The sequence below is a fragment of the Streptomyces sp. NPDC025793 genome (assembly GCF_055558375.1).
In genome coordinates this window covers 55631-71549 of record NZ_JBVHMR010000003.1, presented here as the reverse complement: position 1 = coordinate 71549, position 15919 = coordinate 55631, and the positions used below count along the sequence as shown (strand labels likewise).

The 15919-nt window shown below is 72.4% G+C and carries 10 protein-coding genes; 7 read left to right on the top strand and 3 right to left on the bottom strand.

Annotated features, from left to right (window positions below):
* Window positions 1–115: 115 nt before the first annotated feature.
* Entirely contained in the window at window positions 116–1642 is a 1527-nt protein-coding gene (locus tag ACZ4MF_RS07710) for an MFS transporter (RefSeq protein ID WP_467490793.1), read from the bottom strand.
* Between the two features lie 485 nt (window positions 1643–2127).
* Between ACZ4MF_RS07710 and ACZ4MF_RS07705 the strand changes: the two genes are divergently transcribed.
* The 5 genes from ACZ4MF_RS07705 (at window position 2128) to ACZ4MF_RS07685 (ending at window position 10979) form a co-directional block, all read left to right on the top strand.
* Complete coding sequence (locus tag ACZ4MF_RS07705) at window positions 2128–2916, top strand: ABC transporter ATP-binding protein (RefSeq protein ID WP_071374676.1); 789 nt, start codon at window positions 2128–2130, stop codon at window positions 2914–2916.
* Window positions 2913–5495 (top strand): ABC transporter permease, encoded by a 2583-nt coding sequence (locus tag ACZ4MF_RS07700; RefSeq protein WP_467490791.1) that lies wholly within the window; start codon window positions 2913–2915, stop codon window positions 5493–5495. Before ACZ4MF_RS07705 ends, ACZ4MF_RS07700 begins: the two co-directional genes overlap by 4 nt.
* A gap of 188 nt (window positions 5496–5683) precedes the next feature.
* Window positions 5684–9217 (top strand): transcription-repair coupling factor, encoded by a 3534-nt coding sequence (gene mfd, locus ACZ4MF_RS07695; RefSeq protein ID WP_467490789.1) that lies wholly within the window; start codon window positions 5684–5686, stop codon window positions 9215–9217.
* Between the two features lie 244 nt (window positions 9218–9461).
* Entirely contained in the window at window positions 9462–10184 is a 723-nt protein-coding gene (locus ACZ4MF_RS07690) for an HNH endonuclease family protein (protein ID WP_467490787.1), read from the top strand.
* Between the two features lie 51 nt (window positions 10185–10235).
* Window positions 10236–10979: an N-acetyltransferase gene (locus ACZ4MF_RS07685; RefSeq protein WP_467490785.1), complete on the top strand. Its 744-nt coding sequence runs from the start codon at window positions 10236–10238 to the stop codon at window positions 10977–10979.
* Between the two features lie 75 nt (window positions 10980–11054).
* Here ACZ4MF_RS07685 and ACZ4MF_RS07680 read toward each other — a convergent pair whose 3' ends face one another.
* Both ACZ4MF_RS07680 and ACZ4MF_RS07675 read right to left on the bottom strand, forming a co-directional pair.
* On the bottom strand, window positions 11055–11789 hold the full coding sequence (locus tag ACZ4MF_RS07680; RefSeq protein ID WP_467490783.1) for a hypothetical protein: 735 nt from the start codon (window positions 11787–11789) through the stop codon (window positions 11055–11057).
* Window positions 11790–11873: 84 nt separating this feature from the next.
* On the bottom strand, window positions 11874–12590 hold the full coding sequence (locus ACZ4MF_RS07675) for a hypothetical protein (protein ID WP_467490781.1): 717 nt from the start codon (window positions 12588–12590) through the stop codon (window positions 11874–11876).
* Between the two features lie 191 nt (window positions 12591–12781).
* On the opposite strand from ACZ4MF_RS07675, the gene ACZ4MF_RS07670 reads away from it, so the two are divergent.
* Both ACZ4MF_RS07670 and ACZ4MF_RS07665 read left to right on the top strand, forming a co-directional pair.
* Window positions 12782–15154, top strand: a complete 2373-nt coding sequence (locus tag ACZ4MF_RS07670; protein ID WP_467490779.1) for an N-6 DNA methylase — start codon at window positions 12782–12784, stop codon at window positions 15152–15154.
* A 127-nt stretch (window positions 15155–15281) separates the two neighbouring features.
* Complete coding sequence (locus tag ACZ4MF_RS07665) at window positions 15282–15917, top strand: hypothetical protein (RefSeq protein WP_467490777.1); 636 nt, start codon at window positions 15282–15284, stop codon at window positions 15915–15917.
* Window positions 15918–15919: the final 2 nt, after the last annotated feature.

Sequence of the window (15919 nt, the reverse complement as noted above, 5' to 3'; positions counted from 1 at the left end):
CCCGGGCCGCGCGGCGTTTTCGCCGAACTGGCCGGTCGGTATGCGCTTACTTCGCAAAAACGTTTCCGGCGTGGGGTGTCACCCGCGTTGACCAAGCCGTGCCGGGCGACGGCGCTCACTCGGTGCGGACCGGGAACCGCCGCGGTGCGAGGAACAGCAGGACCAGGAAGGCCAGGGCCGCCGCGCAGGCCGCGCCGAGGTACACCGCGTGCACCGCGTCCGCGATCGCCCGCCGGGTCGTGCCCGGGGCCGTACCGGCGTTCAACGCGCGCGTGACGGAGTCCAGATCGCCCGCGCCGCCCAGCCGCGCGGCCAGCACCCCGTTGGCGACGGCACCGAACAGCGAGGCGCCGAGGGTCTGTCCGGTCTGCCGGCAGAACAGCACGGACGCGGTCGTGGTGCCCCGCTCCGACCAGCCCACCGTCGACTGCACCCCGACGATCAGCGGCAGCTGGAACAGCCCCAGCGCGCCGCCCAGCAGCAGCATCAGCAGCGTCGGCTGCCACCACGACCCCGGGTAGGGCAGGAACGGGAACGCGAACAGGATCAGCGTCGCCAGGCCGATGCCGAGCAGGGCGGTGTCGCGGAAGCCGATGCGCCGGTAGACGTGCTGGCTGAGCGCCGCCGACACCGGCCAGCTCAGCGTCCACACCGACAGCACGAACCCGGCGGCCACGGGCGCGAGTCCGAGCACCGACTGCGCGTACGTCGGCAGGAACACGCTCGGCGCCACCATCAGCAGCCCCAGCGCGCCGAGCGCCAGGTTGACCGCCGCGATCGTCCGGCGCCGCCACACCCACCCCGGGATGATCGGCTGCGCCGCCCGCCGCTCCACCCACACCACGACGGCGGTCAGCGCGAGGCCCGCCGCGAACAGCGCGAGCGAGGGCGCCGAGAGCCACGGCCAGGCGACCCCGCCCTGCACCAGCGCCGTCAGCAGCACCCCGCCGGCCGCGAACACCGCGAGCGCCCCGGCCCAGTCCACGCGCGCGCGTGCCCGCTGTCCCGTGCCCTCTTCGGCGCTCTGCGGCAACTCCCGCGCGGGCTCGTGCAGATGGCGGACGACCAGCCACAGCGCGGCCGCGCCGATCGGCAGATTGACCAGGAAGATCCAGCGCCAGTCGGCGTACGCGGCGAGCAGTCCGCCGAGCCCCGGCCCGGCGACCGCCGACACCGCCCACACCGTGGACAGCTTCGACTGGATCTTCGGGCGTTCCGCGAGCGGATACAGATCGGCGGCCAGGGTCTGCACGGTGCCCTGCAACGCCCCGCCGCCCAGGCCCTGCACGACCCGGAACGCGATCAGCGCCGCCATGTTCCACGCGGCCGCGCACAGCAGCGAGCCCAGCAGGAACACGGCCGAGCCCACCACCAGTACCGGCTTGCGGCCGAAGGTGTCGGACAGCTTGCCGTAGACGGGCAGCGAGACGGTCACGGCGAGCAGATAGCCGGAGAACAGCCAGGAGAAGACGGAGAACCCGCCGAGGTCGCCGACGATCTGCGGTACGGCCGTGGAGACGATGGTGGAGTCGAGCGCCGCCAGCGCCATCGACAGCATCAGCGCGGCGACGACCGCCCCCCGCCGCCGGGTGCCGTGCCGCTCGCCGGTGCCGCCGCGTACCGCGGGCCGTGTGCTCCCCACCGCTGATCCCTCCCCACGCGTCCCGGGCTGCCGGAATCCCCGGATCCCCGGGGAACCTACCCCGTGCCCCTTGCAGCCATCTGCGTTCCGCGAGGCCGCCGCGAGGCCGCCGCGAGCCCGTGGACTTGACCCTGACGCGACGGGAGGGTGGAGGCTCGGGGCGTCGAAGGGTGGAGACGACCCCGAGACGGTCTCCGCCCCAGGACGGAGGACCCCTAGGGGTGTCTCCGTACCAGGGCTCGGGGAGGGTTCGTCCGGGCGGAGGAGGAGACGGGCCGGGAGCGTTCCTTAACCTGGCTTTACGCCGCTGGGGGGGGGGGCGGCCGGCCGAACCGGCGGGGGTGGGGTTTACCCCAGGGAAAGACGGGGCTTCGCACCAGCGCGCGGCGCCCCGCCGGCCGCGAGACTCATCGACGTACCCAGGACGACGCACCGCACCGCGGCGCACCCTGCACCGACCTGTCAACCGACATAGGAGACATACCGTGACATCGGCTGTGACCATTCCCAGGCACGGGGGTACTGGAGGGACTACGGCCGTTGCCGCGCGGGCGCGGCAGGTCGTGAAGGCGTACGGGTCCGGCGAGACCCGTGTCGTCGCCCTCGACCACGTCGACGTGGACATCGCCCGGGGCCAGTTCACCGCGATCATGGGCCCCTCCGGGTCCGGCAAGTCCACCCTGATGCACTGCCTCGCCGGCCTCGACACCGTCTCGTCCGGGCAGATCTACCTGGACGAGACCGAGATCACCGGCCTGAAGGACAAGAAGCTCACCCAGCTGCGGCGCGACCGGATCGGCTTCATCTTCCAGGCGTTCAACCTGCTGCCGACCCTGAACGCGCTGGAGAACATCACGCTGCCCATGGACATAGCCGGCCGCAAGCCGGACCGGGCCTGGCTGGACCGCGTGGTGGAGACCGTCGGCCTCGCCGGGCGGCTCAGGCACCGGCCGACCCAGCTCTCCGGCGGACAGCAGCAGCGCGTCGCCGTGGCCCGCGCGCTCGCCGCCCGCCCGGAGATCATCTTCGGGGACGAGCCGACCGGAAACCTCGACTCGCGCGCGGGTGCCGAGGTGCTCGGCTTCCTGCGCCGTTCCGTGGACGAACTCGGCCAGACCATCGTGATGGTCACCCACGACCCCGTGGCCGCCTCCTACGCGGACCGCGTGCTGTACCTCGCCGACGGCCGGATCGTCGACGAGATGTACCAGCCGACGGCCGATCAGGTCCTGGACCGCATGAAGGACTTCGACGCCCGGGGACGTACGTCATGACCGTCCTGAAGACCTCGATGCGCAACTTCTTCGCGCACAAGGGCCGGATGGCGCTCTCGGCGGTCGCGGTCCTGCTGTCGGTGGCGTTCGTGTGCGGCACCCTCGTCTTCACCGACACGATGAACACCACCTTCGACAAACTGTTCCAGGCCACGGCCTCGGACGTGACGGTCAGCGCGAGGAGTTCCTCCGACACCGGCCAGACGACCTCCCGCACCGGCAGGCCCCCGGTCCTGCCGGCCGCCGTGCTCGGCACGGTCCGCGGCGCCCAGGGCGTGCGGTCGGCCGAGGGCACCGTGTTCTCCACGTCGGTCACCGTGATCGACGCGAACAAGGACAAGCTGTCGCCGAGCAGCGGCGCCCCGACCATCGTGGGCAGCTGGAACGGCAACGACGCCCGCACCATGCAGATCACCAAGGGCGCGGCGCCCAAGGGCCCGGACCAGGTCATGGTCGACGAGGACACCGCCGACAAGCACCACCTGAGGATCGGCTCCGACATCGGCATGATCTCGGTCGTCGGCACGCACCACGCGCGCGTGTCCGGCATCGCCGCCTTCAAGGTCACCAACCCGGGCGCGGCCGTCTTCTACCTGGACACGAAGACCGCCCAGCAGACCCTGGTCGGCCGGACCGGCGTCTACACGAACGTCAACGTCACCGCCGCCCAGGGCGTGACGAACGACCAGCTGAAGAAGAACGTCACGGCCGCCCTCGGCCACGGCTACAAGGTGCAGACCGCCAAGGAGGTCGCCGACGCCAACCAGAAGAGCGTCAAGAGCTTCCTGAACGTCATGAAGTACGCGATGCTCGGCTTCGCCGGGATCGCCCTCCTCGTCGGCATCTTCCTCATCATCAACACCTTCTCGATGCTCGTCGCCCAGCGCACCCGCGAGATCGGCCTGATGCGCGCCATCGGCTCCTCCCGCAAGCAGGTCAACCGGTCCGTGCTGATCGAGGCCCTGCTGCTCGGGGTGATCGGCTCCGTGCTCGGCGTCGGCGCGGGCGTCGGCATCGCGGTCGGCCTGATGAAGCTCATGGGCCAGATGGGCATGCACCTGTCCACCGACGACCTGACCATCGCCTGGACGACTCCCGCGGTCGGCCTGATCCTCGGCGTCGTCGTCACCGTCCTCGCCGCCTACCTGCCCGCCCGGCGGGCCGGCAAGATCTCCCCGATGGCCGCCCTGCGCGACGCCGGCACCCCGGCCGACGCCAAGGCCGGCCTGCTGCGCGCCGTGATCGGCCTGCTCCTCACCGGCGCCGGCGGCTACAGCCTGTACGTCGCCGCCACCGCCGACAAGGCCAAGGCCGGCTCCGGCTGGCTGGGCCTCGGCGTGGTGGCCACCCTGATCGGCTTCGTCGTCATCGGCCCGCTGCTCGCCGCCGGCCTGGTCCGGATCCTCGGCGCGATCGTCCTGCGCGTCTTCGGCCCGGTGGGCCGCATGGCCGAGCGCAACGCGCTGCGCAACCCGCGCCGCACCGGTGCCACCGGCGCGGCCCTGATGATCGGCCTGGCCCTGGTCGCCTGCCTGTCGGTGGTCGGCTCCTCCATGGTCGCCTCCGCCACCGACCAGCTCGACAAGACCGTCGGCACGGACTTCATCGTCCAGCCGGACAATCAGCAGCTCATCACCCCCCAGGCGGTCAAGCTCCTCAGGGCCACCCCGCAGCTCGCGCGGGTCACCGAGTACCGGCCGGCCCAGGCCGACCTCACCACCCCGGACGGCCGGACGCTCAAGGACACGGAGATCACGGCGGCCGACCCGACGTACGCGACCGACCTGCGCAAGAAGACCCTCGCCGGGGACCTCAGGGACGCCTACCTGCCCGACTCGATGTCCGTCCACGACAAGTTCGCCAGGGCGCACGGCATCCACCTCGGCTCGAAGATCACCGTGGCGTTCAAGGACGGCTCCGCCGCCCGCCTGACGGTCCGCGCGATCACCAGCAGCGACGACGTGATCGACCAGAGCGCCCTGTACACATCGATCGCCACGCTCGCGCAGCACGTCCCCGCCGACCGGATGCCGCTCGACCAGATGGTCTTCGCCACCGCCAGGGACGGACAGCAGGCGGCCGCCTACAAGGCGATGAAGTCGGCCCTGCACGACGACTTCCCGCAGCTGACCGTGCGCGACCAGACCGACTACAAGAAGGCGCTGAAGGACCAGATCGGCCAGCTGCTCAACATGATCTACGGCCTCCTCGCCCTCGCGATCATCGTCGCCGTCCTGGGCGTGGTGAACACCCTGGCCCTGTCGGTGGTCGAGCGGACCCGGGAGATCGGCCTCATGCGGGCCATCGGACTCTCCCGCCGCCAGCTGCGCCGCATGATCCGCCTGGAGTCCGTGGTGATCGCCCTCTTCGGCGCCCTGCTCGGCCTCGGCCTGGGCATGGGCTGGGGCGCGACCGCCCAGAAGCTCCTGGCGCTCCAGGGCCTGAAGATCCTGGAGATCCCCTGGCCGACGATCATCACGGTCTTCGTCGCCTCGGCCTTCGTGGGCCTGCTCGCCGCCCTGATCCCGGCGTTCCGCGCGGGCCGCATGAACGTCCTGAACGCCATCGCGACGGACTAGCGGCGACAGGGCCGACCAGCTGCCGCAGCTGGTCCTACCACCACCGCATACGGGGGTTGCGGGGGAAAGACCCGGTGCCGGGGAGTTCTGCGGGACTCCCCGGCACCGGGTTGTCCACAGGCCCGACGGCGACGTCGGCAGCGTCGTACGCTGGGGGACGTTGCCCACCCCTCGGACGGAAAGCCCACATGAGCCTGCACGGTCTGCTCGACGCCCTCGTCAAGGACCCCGCCCTCGCGGAAGCGATCACGGCGGCCGCGGACGGCAACCGCATGCACGTCGACCTCGTCGGCCCCCCGGCGGCCCGCCCCTTCGCGGTCGCCGCCCTCGCCCGCGAGGCGGGCCGCCCGGTGCTGGCCGTCACGGCGACGGGCCGCGAGGCCGAGGACCTGGCCGCCGCCCTGCGCTCCCTGCTGCCCGAAGAGGGCGTCGTGGAGTACCCCTCCTGGGAGACCCTCCCGCACGAGCGGCTCAGCCCGCGCAGCGACACCGTCGGCCGCCGCCTCGCCGTCCTGCGGCGCCTGGCCCACCCCAGCCCCGACGACCCCGAGACCGGCCCGGTCTCCGTCGTCGTCGCGCCCGTGCGCTCCGTGCTCCAGCCGCAGGTCAAGGGCCTCGGCGAGCTGGAGCCCGTGTCCCTGCGGACCGGGCAGAGCGCCGACCTGAACGACATCGTGGCGGCCCTCGCTGCCGCCGCCTACGCGCGCGTGGAACTGGTCGAGAAGCGCGGCGAGTTCGCCGTGCGCGGCGGCATCCTGGACGTCTTCCCGCCCACCGAGGAACACCCCCTGCGCGTGGAGTTCTGGGGCGACGACATCGAGGAGATCCGCTACTTCAAGGTCGCCGACCAGCGCTCCCTCGAAGTCGCCGAGCACGGACTGTGGGCCCCGCCGTGCCGCGAACTGCTCCTCACCGACGACGTCCGCGCACGCGCGCGTGCGCTCGCCGAGGAACACCCGGAACTGGGCGAGCTCCTGAACAAGATCGCCGAGGGCATCGCGGTCGAGGGCATGGAGTCGCTCGCGCCGGTCCTCGTGGACGACATGGAGCTGCTGCTCGACGTCCTCCCCAAGGGCTCGATGGCCGTCGTCTGCGACCCGGAGCGGGTCCGCACGCGTGCCGCCGACCTCGTGGCCACCAGCCAGGAGTTCCTCCAGGCCTCCTGGGCGGCCACCGCCGGCGGCGGCGAGGCCCCGATCGACGTCGGCGCGGCCTCCCTGTGGTCCATCGCCGACGTCCGCGACCGCGCGCGCGAGCTGGACATGATGTGGTGGTCCGTCTCACCGTTCGCCGCCGACGAAGAGCTTGACGCGGACACCCTCAAGCTCGGCATGCACGCGCCCGAGACCTACCGCGGCGACACCGCGCGGGCCCTCGCCGACACCAAGGGCTGGCTCGCCGACGGCTGGCGCGCGGTGTTCGTCACCGAGGGCCACGGCCCGGCCGCCCGCACCGTCGAGGTCCTCGGCGGCGAGGGCATCGCCGCCCGCCTGGACACCGACCTCACCGAACCGACCCCGTCGATCGTGCACGTCTCGTGCGGTTCGATCGAGTACGGCTTCGTGGACCCGGGCCTGCGGCTCGCCGTGCTCACCGAGACCGACCTGTCCGGCCAGCGCGCCGCCGGCCGCGAGGGCGCGCGGATGCCGGCCCGCCGCCGCAAGACCATCGACCCGCTCACCCTGGAGGCGGGCGACTACATCGTCCACGAACAGCACGGCGTCGGCCGCTACATCGAGATGGTGCAGCGCACCGTGCAGGGCGCCACGCGCGAGTACCTCGTCGTGGAGTACGCGCCCGCCAAGCGCGGCCAGCCCGGCGACCGGCTCTACATCCCGACCGACCAGCTGGAGCAGATCACCAAGTACGTCGGCGGCGAGGCGCCCACCCTGCACCGCCTCGGCGGCGCGGACTGGACCAAGACCAAGGCCCGCGCCAAGAAGGCGGTCAAGGAGATCGCCGCCGACCTGATCAAGCTCTACAGCGCGCGCATGGCGGCCCCCGGCCACTCCTTCGGCGCCGACACGCCCTGGCAGCGCGAGCTGGAGGACGCCTTCCCCTACGCCGAGACCCCGGACCAGCTCACCACCATCGCCGAGGTCAAGGAGGACATGGAGAAGACGGTCCCCATGGACCGCCTGATCTGCGGCGACGTGGGCTACGGCAAGACCGAGATCGCGGTGCGGGCCGCCTTCAAGGCCGTACAGGACGGCAAACAGGTCGCCGTCCTCGTGCCGACGACCCTGCTGGTGCAGCAGCACTTCGGCACGTTCTCCGAGCGGTACGGCCAGTTCCCGGTCAACGTCAAGGCCCTGTCCCGCTTCCAGACCGACACCGAGGCCAAGGCCGTCCTGGAAGGCCTCAAGGACGGCGCGGTCGACGTCGTCATCGGCACCCACCGCCTGTTCTCCTCCGAGACCCGGTTCAAGGACCTCGGCCTGGTCATCGTCGACGAGGAGCAGCGCTTCGGCGTCGAGCACAAGGAACAGCTGAAGAAGCTGCGCGCCAACGTCGACGTGCTGACCATGTCGGCCACGCCCATCCCGCGCACCCTGGAGATGGCGGTCACCGGCATCCGCGAGATGTCGACGATCACCACCCCGCCCGAGGAGCGCCACCCGGTGCTCACCTTCGTCGGGCCGTACGAGGAGAAGCAGATCGGCGCCGCCATCCGCCGCGAACTGCTGCGCGAGGGCCAGGTCTTCTACATCCACAACCGGGTCGAGTCCATCGACCGGGCCGCGGCCCGCCTGCGCGAGATCGTCCCCGAGGCCCGTATCGCCACCGCGCACGGCCAGATGTCCGAGCAGGCGCTGGAGCAGGTCGTCGTCGACTTCTGGGAGAAGAAGTTCGACGTGCTCGTCTCGACCACGATCGTCGAGTCCGGCATCGACATCTCCAACGCCAACACCCTCATCGTGGAGCGCGGCGACACCTTCGGCCTGTCCCAGCTGCACCAGCTGCGCGGCCGCGTCGGCCGAGGCCGCGAGCGCGGGTACGCGTACTTCCTGTACCCGCCGGAGAAGCCGCTGACCGAGACCGCGCACGAGCGCCTGGCCACCATCGCCCAGCACACCGAGATGGGCGCGGGCATGTACGTGGCGATGAAGGACCTGGAGATCCGCGGCGCCGGCAATCTGCTCGGCGGCGAGCAGTCCGGCCACATCGCGGGCGTCGGCTTCGACCTGTACGTCCGTATGGTCGGCGAGGCGGTCGCGGACTACCGGCGCCAGCTGGAGACGGGGGAGATCGAGGAGGAGGCCCCGCTCGAGGTCAAGATCGAGCTGCCCGTCGACGCGCACGTCCCGCACGACTACGCGCCCGGCGAGCGCCTTCGCCTCCAGGCCTACCGCGCCATCGCCTCCGCCAACAGCGAGGAGGACATCAAGGCCGTCCGCGAGGAACTCACCGACCGCTACGGCAAGCTGCCCGAGCCGGTGGAGAACCTGCTGCTCGTGGCCGGACTGCGGATGCTGGCGCGCGCGTGCGGCGTCGGCGAGATCGTGCTCCAGGGCACCAACATCCGCTTCGCGCCCGTGGAGTTGCGCGAGTCCCAGGAACTGCGCCTCAAAAGGCTGTACCCGGGCACGGTCGTCAAGCCGGCCGTGCACCAGGTGCTCGTCCCCCGCCCGAAGCCCGCGAAGGTCGGCGGCAAGCCGCTGGTCGGCCGCGAACTGCTGGGCTGGGTCGGCGAGTTCCTCGCCTCGGTCCTCGGGTCGTAGCGGGCGGCCCTCGGGGGCTGCGTCAAGGTCGAGCGTGCGGGGGTGCGGAGTGACCGGGCGCACAGGAGCCGCGGCCGTACTCCCCCTGACGGGCCCCCGTATGCCCCAACTCGTTCGCGAATTGCGTTGATACGCCCCTTTGGGCCCCATCTTCCCCTGGTCATAGGGCGGTTACCGTAAGGGAAGGAACGATTCCGCCTGTGTCCGCGGGCGGGCCGGGGAGAGCGAGCGAGGGGGACGTACCGTGACGCGTCTGAGGGGCGGGGCGGTCGCGGCCGCCGCCGTGGTGGTGGTGACCGCCGTGGCCGGCTGCAACACGGACAAGACCAAGGGGGCCTCCGGGCCCGAGCGGTCCGGCGGCGGGGGCGCGGTCATGGCCGCCGTCGACGCACTGACCGTCAAGGGGCGTGCCCCGAAGACCGGTTACTCCCGCGCCCGGTTCGGCACCGCCTGGGCGGACACCGACTCCAACTCCTGCGACACCCGCGACGACATCCTCAAGCGGGACCTGAAGAGCGTGAAGACCACCGGCGGCAGCTGCAGGGTCACGTACGGCCTGCTCGAACCCGACCCCTACTCCGGCAAGGAGATCACCTACCGGCGCGGCGCCAGCCAGGTGGACATCGACCATGTCGTCCCGCTCTCCGACGCCTGGCAGAAGGGCGCCGGGTACTGGGACGCCGGCAAGCGCATCGCGCTGGCCAACGACCCCCTCAACCTCATCGCGGTCGACGCGGGCACCAACCGCGGCAAGGGTGACGGCGACGCGGCCACCTGGCTGCCGCCGAACGGGGCGTACCGCTGTACCTATGTGGCCACCCAGGTCGCCGTGAAGAAGAAGTACGGCCTGTGGGTCACCGACGCCGAGAAGGCCGCCATGAAGAAGGTCCTCGCCGGCTGCCCGGGCCAGAAACTCCCCTCCGGGGGCAACCCGACGAAGGCACCGGAGCGCTTCACGGCGAAGTGAGCCGGGAAATCCGGTACCGGGCCGGGCGGGGCGCCGCCTACCGTGAAGGTCATGGACGTCAAGGTGAGCAGTGTCGCCGAGCGGCCCGACCGGCTGCGCGCCGTGTTCGAGATGGCCGACACCTGGCCCGAGTTCGTGACCAACGACCCCGTGGGCACCGCGCACTACGGCCGTATCGCTGCCGAACTGCCGCAGCACGCGCTGTTCGCCGAGGACGAGCACGGCGAGATCCTCGCCCACGCCTTCAGCGTGCCCTTCGCCCTCGACGCCGAGGGCCGGGGCGCGCTGCCCGCGCGGGGCTGGGACCAGGTCCTGCTGTGGGCCTTCGCCGACCTGCGCCGCGGCACCCGCCCGGACACCGTGAGCGCCGTCGCCGTCACCATCGCCCCGCGCGCCCAGGGCCACGGCCTGTCCGCCGTCATGCTCTCGGCGATGCGGGACAACGCCCGTGCCCACGGCTTCCGCGAGGTCGTCGCCCCCGTCCGCCCCAGCGCCAAGCACCTCGAACCGCACACCCCGATGACCGAGTACGCCTGCCGGGTACGCCCCGACGGGCTGCCGCAGGACCCGTGGCTGCGCGTCCACGCGCGCGTGGACGGCACCATCGACTCCGTCGCCCCGGCCTCCATGACGGTCGGCGCCGCACTGGAGGAGTGGCGCCGCTGGACCGGGCTGCCGTTCGACACCACCGGGGACGTCGAGGTACCCGGGGCGCTCGTCCCGGTCCGCTGCGAGGCGGAGCGCGGGTACGGCGTCTACGTCGAGCCCAACGTGTGGATGCGGCACGCGCTGTGAGGGCGCGGGTGAGCCGCGGCCCGGAGGCCGCGGCTCACGCCCATGCCGTACGCGGGCGGGGGACCGGCTCCTGGATCAGGCGGTCTTGATGTCCTTCAGGGAGCCGAGCACCTGGGCCGTCACCTTTCGCGCGGACGCGGCGCCGTTGTCGCTGCCGGCCGTGGACAGCACGGTGACCACGGCGGTGCCGGACCGGACCGCGAGGAGCGTGGTGCCGTTCTGCCAGGCGCCGCTCGTCAGGGTCATCGTGTAGGCCTCGTCACCGAGTCCGGGCGTGGACCGGCCCGTGACCTTCACCGTGGCGTGGGCCTCGGTGTCCGTGAACGTGGCGCACTCGGCGGCGACGGACCGCAGGTCCTTCATCAGCGCGGCCGCCGCGTCGCCCTGGAACTCGTCGATCTCCTGGGCCACTTCCTGGGTCTTGTCCTTGGTCGCGTAGTCGTTCTGAGCGAACGACACGCCTCCCTCAAGACCGGTGGTCTGGATCCAGGACGTGCCCCCCAGCCGGGTGCAGTCGGGCTTTCCGGTGCTCTTGCCGGACGGCGAGACGAACTGGACGCCGCTGTCCGCGGCGCCGTCGGCCTCAAGGGTGAGCCCGGCCGGGAAGGCCGATGCGGGCGCCAGCGCCTGCTTCAGCTGCGTACCGGTGGCCGGCCCGGCGTTCACGTCCTTCTCCTTGGCCGGCCCGGCGCTCGCGGAGGCGCCGGTGGACGCGTCGGCGGAACCCGAGGAACCGGAGGAACAGGCGGTGAGGGCCAGCGGGAGTGCCGCGACGGCGAGGAGCGTGGCGACGCGGGACGAGTGGCGCATGACAGTCCTTCAGGGGATGGGTGGAACAGGGTGAACGGACAATGGAGCGTGTGAGCGGCCGGCGGTGTTACGGGAGGGGCCTGGTCAGGAGGCCTTCTTCCAGTCGTCGCAGCCGGTCGTCTTGAAGTAGGCGTCGCCGGCGCCGATGGTCACGACGGCGGTGCCGGTCACGTTGTCGTTGGCGACGATCGAGTCCACGCCGTGCTCGGCGTCCTTGGCGCGCTCCCAGTAGCAGGAGCCGTCCTTGTTCCCGGTCGACCGGTAGGTGCCCGGCGCGATGTCCGTGCCGACCTTGAACATGCCCCCGTCGCCGGCCATCGAGGTGGCGGGCGTGCCTTTCGCCCTGGGGCCGACGGCCTCCCAGTCCTTGCAGCCGCTGGACTTGAAGATCTTGTCGGTGGCCTTGACGGTCACGTAACTCGTGCCGCTGACGTTGTCGTTGGCGATCAGGGAGCCGGTCCCGCCCGAGGCGTCCTTGGCGCGCTCCCAGTAGCACATGCCGTCGGTGTTGCCGCGCGTGCGGTACGTGCCCGGCTTCACGTCGGAACCGACCCGGAAGTCACCGTCCCCGGCGAGCACGGCCTTCTCGGCGCCGGCCTCGCCGCCCCCCGCGCCCGTTCCTGAGCCCTTCCCCGAGCCCTTCGTGCCACCGGGTTGGTGCCCGGCGGAGGCGGACGCATCCTTGCCCTGTCCGCCGGAGCCGTCGCCGCCCTTGCCGTTGCTGCCCGCGTTCGCGGACACGGAACCGATGACGGCGATCCCCACGACGGCGCCCAGCGCGAGCCTGGCCTTCATGCCCATGGCGAATTCCCCTCCCCAGCGAGGCGGCCTCCCCCTCCGGCGGCCGCTCCGTTCGCTGGGTCAATAAGAGCAGAGGCTGTGAACCGAGTCAACATGATTCATGTGAGTGGATGTGTACACGGTCGTGAATGCGTCGATCCCGTTCACGCCGGTATGCTCGGCGCACACACGGTACGAGGGGAGCGGGGCCGGTGCAGGACAACGCGACAGAGGTGACCGCGGCCGGTATCGCCCGGCTCGCCGGAGTGGGCCGCGCCGCCGTCAGCAACTGGCGCCGCCGGCACGCCGACTTCCCCAAGCCGGTCGGCGGCACCGAGACCAGCCCCTCCTTCGCGCTCACCGCGGTCGAGGCCTGGCTGCGCAAGCAGGGAAAACTCGCGGAGGTACCGCTGCGGGAGCGCGTCTGGCAGCAACTGGTCGGCCACCCGGAGGGCCCGCTGACCGCCCTGGTGCACACCGGTTGCACCCTGCTGCTGATCCACGAGCGCCCGACCGTCTGGCTCGACGCGAGCGCGGGCTCCGACGCACGTCTGGCCGCCGTGCTGACCGGTGCGCTGGAGCAGGTGCTGACCCCGCGCTTCGGCGGAGCACCGGGGCGGGGGGTGCACGGCGGTGGGCGCGGGGACGCCGGGGAGGCCGTGAACGCATCAGGCGAGGCGCGGGCCGTGAACGCGTCCCGCGAGACGCCGGGTGTGAACGCGGTCGGCGAGGTGCCGGATGTGATCCCGTCTGGAGGTGTGCCGGGCGTGAACGCGGCCGGTGGCGCGCGCGGTGTGAACGCGGCCGGAGGGGTGCAGCGTGTGAACGCCTCCCACGACGCACAGGCTGTGAACGCCTCGCCAAGTGTTCACGGCACGCCCGCCGCTCACGCCGCAGCTCACACCGCCCCCGTTCACACGAGCCCCGCCCCTCACGCCGCCCCCGCCCCTCACGCCGCCCCCGCCGTCCGTACTCCCACCGGCCCCCAGCTCCTCCCCTCCGTCCCGCTCCTGAGGGGCGCCGCCGAGCTGGCCGCCGAGATGGGGGCGCGGCAGGCCTTCGAGTTCCTGCTGGGGCGGCATCTGGACGTCAATCCCCGCCAGTACACGCTCACCCCGGCCGAACTCGCCGGTCTCATGGCCGACCTGGCCGGCCCCGCCCGCACCGTCCTGGACCCGGCCTGCGGCACCGGCACCCTGCTGTGCGCCGTGGACACCCGCCCCGACCAGGAGCTGTACGCCCAGGACAGCGCGCCCGGCCTGGCCGCGCTCACCGCGCTGCGGCTCGCGCTGCGCTCCCGGGCGACCGTGCGCGGCGCCGTCGGTGACACTCTGCGCGCGGACGCCCACCCGGAGCTGCGCGCCGACGCGGTGCTGTGCCATCCGCCGTTCAACGAGCGCAACTGGGGCCATGACGAACTCGCCTACGACCCCCGCTGGGAGTACGGCTTCCCGGCCCGCACGGAGTCCGAACTGGCCTGGGTGCAGCACGCGTTGGCCCGGCTGGCCGACGGCGGCACGGCCGTGCTGCTGATGCCGCCGGCCGCGGCCTCCCGCCGCTCCGGGCGCCGGATCCGCGCCGACCTGCTGCGCCGGGGGGCGCTGCGGGCCGTGGTCGCACTGCCGGTCGGGGCGGCACCGCCGTACAACATCCCGCTGCACGTGTGGGTGCTGCGCCGGCCCGACCGGACGCCGGCCGCGCCCGAGGTGCTGCTCGTGGACACCGGGAGGTTCGCGGGGGAGGGGCGCGGCGGTCCGGACTGGGCGGCGGTGCGCGAGGCCGTCCTGGACGCCTGGCGGAGCTTCGAGCGCACCGGCCGGCCGGCGGAGCGGCCGGGGCTCGCGCGGTCCGTGCCGGTCATCGAACTCCTCGACGACGACGTCGACCTCGCGCCCGCACGCCATCTGCCGCCGGCCGCCGTGGCCGACGGGGCGGAGCAACTCACGGCGGTGCGCGAGCGCCTCGGCGCGACCCTGAGCCTGACCGCCGATCGCACGCCCCCTCCCGCCGTGCCCGCGCCCGGCGTGCGCTGGCCGCTCACCACCGTCGGTGAACTCGCGCGCGGGGGCGCGCTGGTGATGCGCACCGGTGGAAACGGCGGCCACGCCCGCGTGCCGGTACTCACCGACCACGACGTCCTCGCCGGAACCGCACCCTCCGGGACGTTGCCGGTGAGCGAGGAGGAGGCCGTGCTGACCGAGCCGGGCGACATCGTCGTACCGGTGCTCGGCGGGGGCGCGGTGGCGCGCGTGATCGACGACGCGACGGGGGGCGCCGTCCTGGGGCGCAACCTCGTGCTGCTGCGCCCCGATCGCACGGCGCTCGACCCGTGGTTCCTCGCCGGCTTCCTGCGTGGCACCGCGAACAACCGGCAGGCCAGCAGTTACGCCTCCACCGCGACCCGGCTGGACGTGCGCCGGCTCAAGCTGCCCCGGCTCCCGCTGGACGAACAACGGCGCTACGGCGCGCGTTTCCGCGCGCTCGACGAGTTCGAGCGGGCGCTGCGGCTCGCGGGCCGGCTCGGGGAGCAACTCGTGCGCGGGATGTACGACGGGCTGACGGACGGGACGGTGGCACCGGAGTGACGGTGGCACCGGCCTGAGGGCGCGTGGCGCGGCAACGGTTCGGTACACCCGGGACCGGCTGTCCGTGTCGGCCTATACGCTCGGACTCAGCACACACGTCCGCACGCTCAGGCCTCCAGGAGCAGCCATGCACGGCCACGGCTACGCGCCGCCTCCGCCGCAGCCACCCTCGACCGGGGTGCTGGTCGTGTTGCGCGTGATCTTCGTGATGGTGGCGCTCCTCAGCCTCGGATTCCTGGCGTGGGTGGCGCCGCTGCGCGCGGCGATCGTGTCGCGCAGGCCCGCCGAGTGGTGGTTCTTCGGCGGATCCGTGGTGGTCCTCGGCATCTGCTTCGGCCTCTTCAGCACCGACCACACCGACGACTTCAGCTCGCCGAACGGCAACCTGGGCATGAGCATGCTGCTGCTGAACGCCGTCGCCTGCGCGGGCTACTACCTCTACGCGGACATACGCCACTTCCACCGGCTCCGTCGGGCCTACGCCGGGCAGGTGCCGTCGGCGCCGGGCTACGGACACCCGCGGCCCGGGGCGCCGTTCATCGCGACGACCACCCCGACCGCCCCGATCACCGCGAGCACGCCGCAACTCCCGTACGCCCCGGCCCCGATACCGCACACCGCCGCGCCCCGGCCGCACATCCCCGCACCGCCCCAGCGCCCGGCGCCCAGCCACATCGAGCAGGTCCGCGCCGAACTGGACGAGCTGAGCGACTACCTGCGCAAGCACGACGGCCGGCCCGACGGGCACGAGGGCGGAAGGTGAGC

Coding starts and splice junctions, on each gene's coding strand:
- ACZ4MF_RS07700 (WP_467490791.1), top strand. CDS start 2,913: ATGACCGTCCTGAAGACCTCGATGCGCAACTTCTTCGCGCACAAGGGC.
- mfd (WP_467490789.1), top strand. CDS start 5,684: ATGAGCCTGCACGGTCTGCTCGACGCCCTCGTCAAGGACCCCGCCCTC.
- ACZ4MF_RS07665 (WP_467490777.1), top strand. CDS start 15,282: ATGCACGGCCACGGCTACGCGCCGCCTCCGCCGCAGCCACCCTCGACC.
- ACZ4MF_RS07675 (WP_467490781.1), bottom strand. CDS start 12,590: ATGGGCATGAAGGCCAGGCTCGCGCTGGGCGCCGTCGTGGGGATCGCC.
- ACZ4MF_RS07685 (WP_467490785.1), top strand. CDS start 10,236: ATGGACGTCAAGGTGAGCAGTGTCGCCGAGCGGCCCGACCGGCTGCGC.
- ACZ4MF_RS07680 (WP_467490783.1), bottom strand. CDS start 11,789: ATGCGCCACTCGTCCCGCGTCGCCACGCTCCTCGCCGTCGCGGCACTC.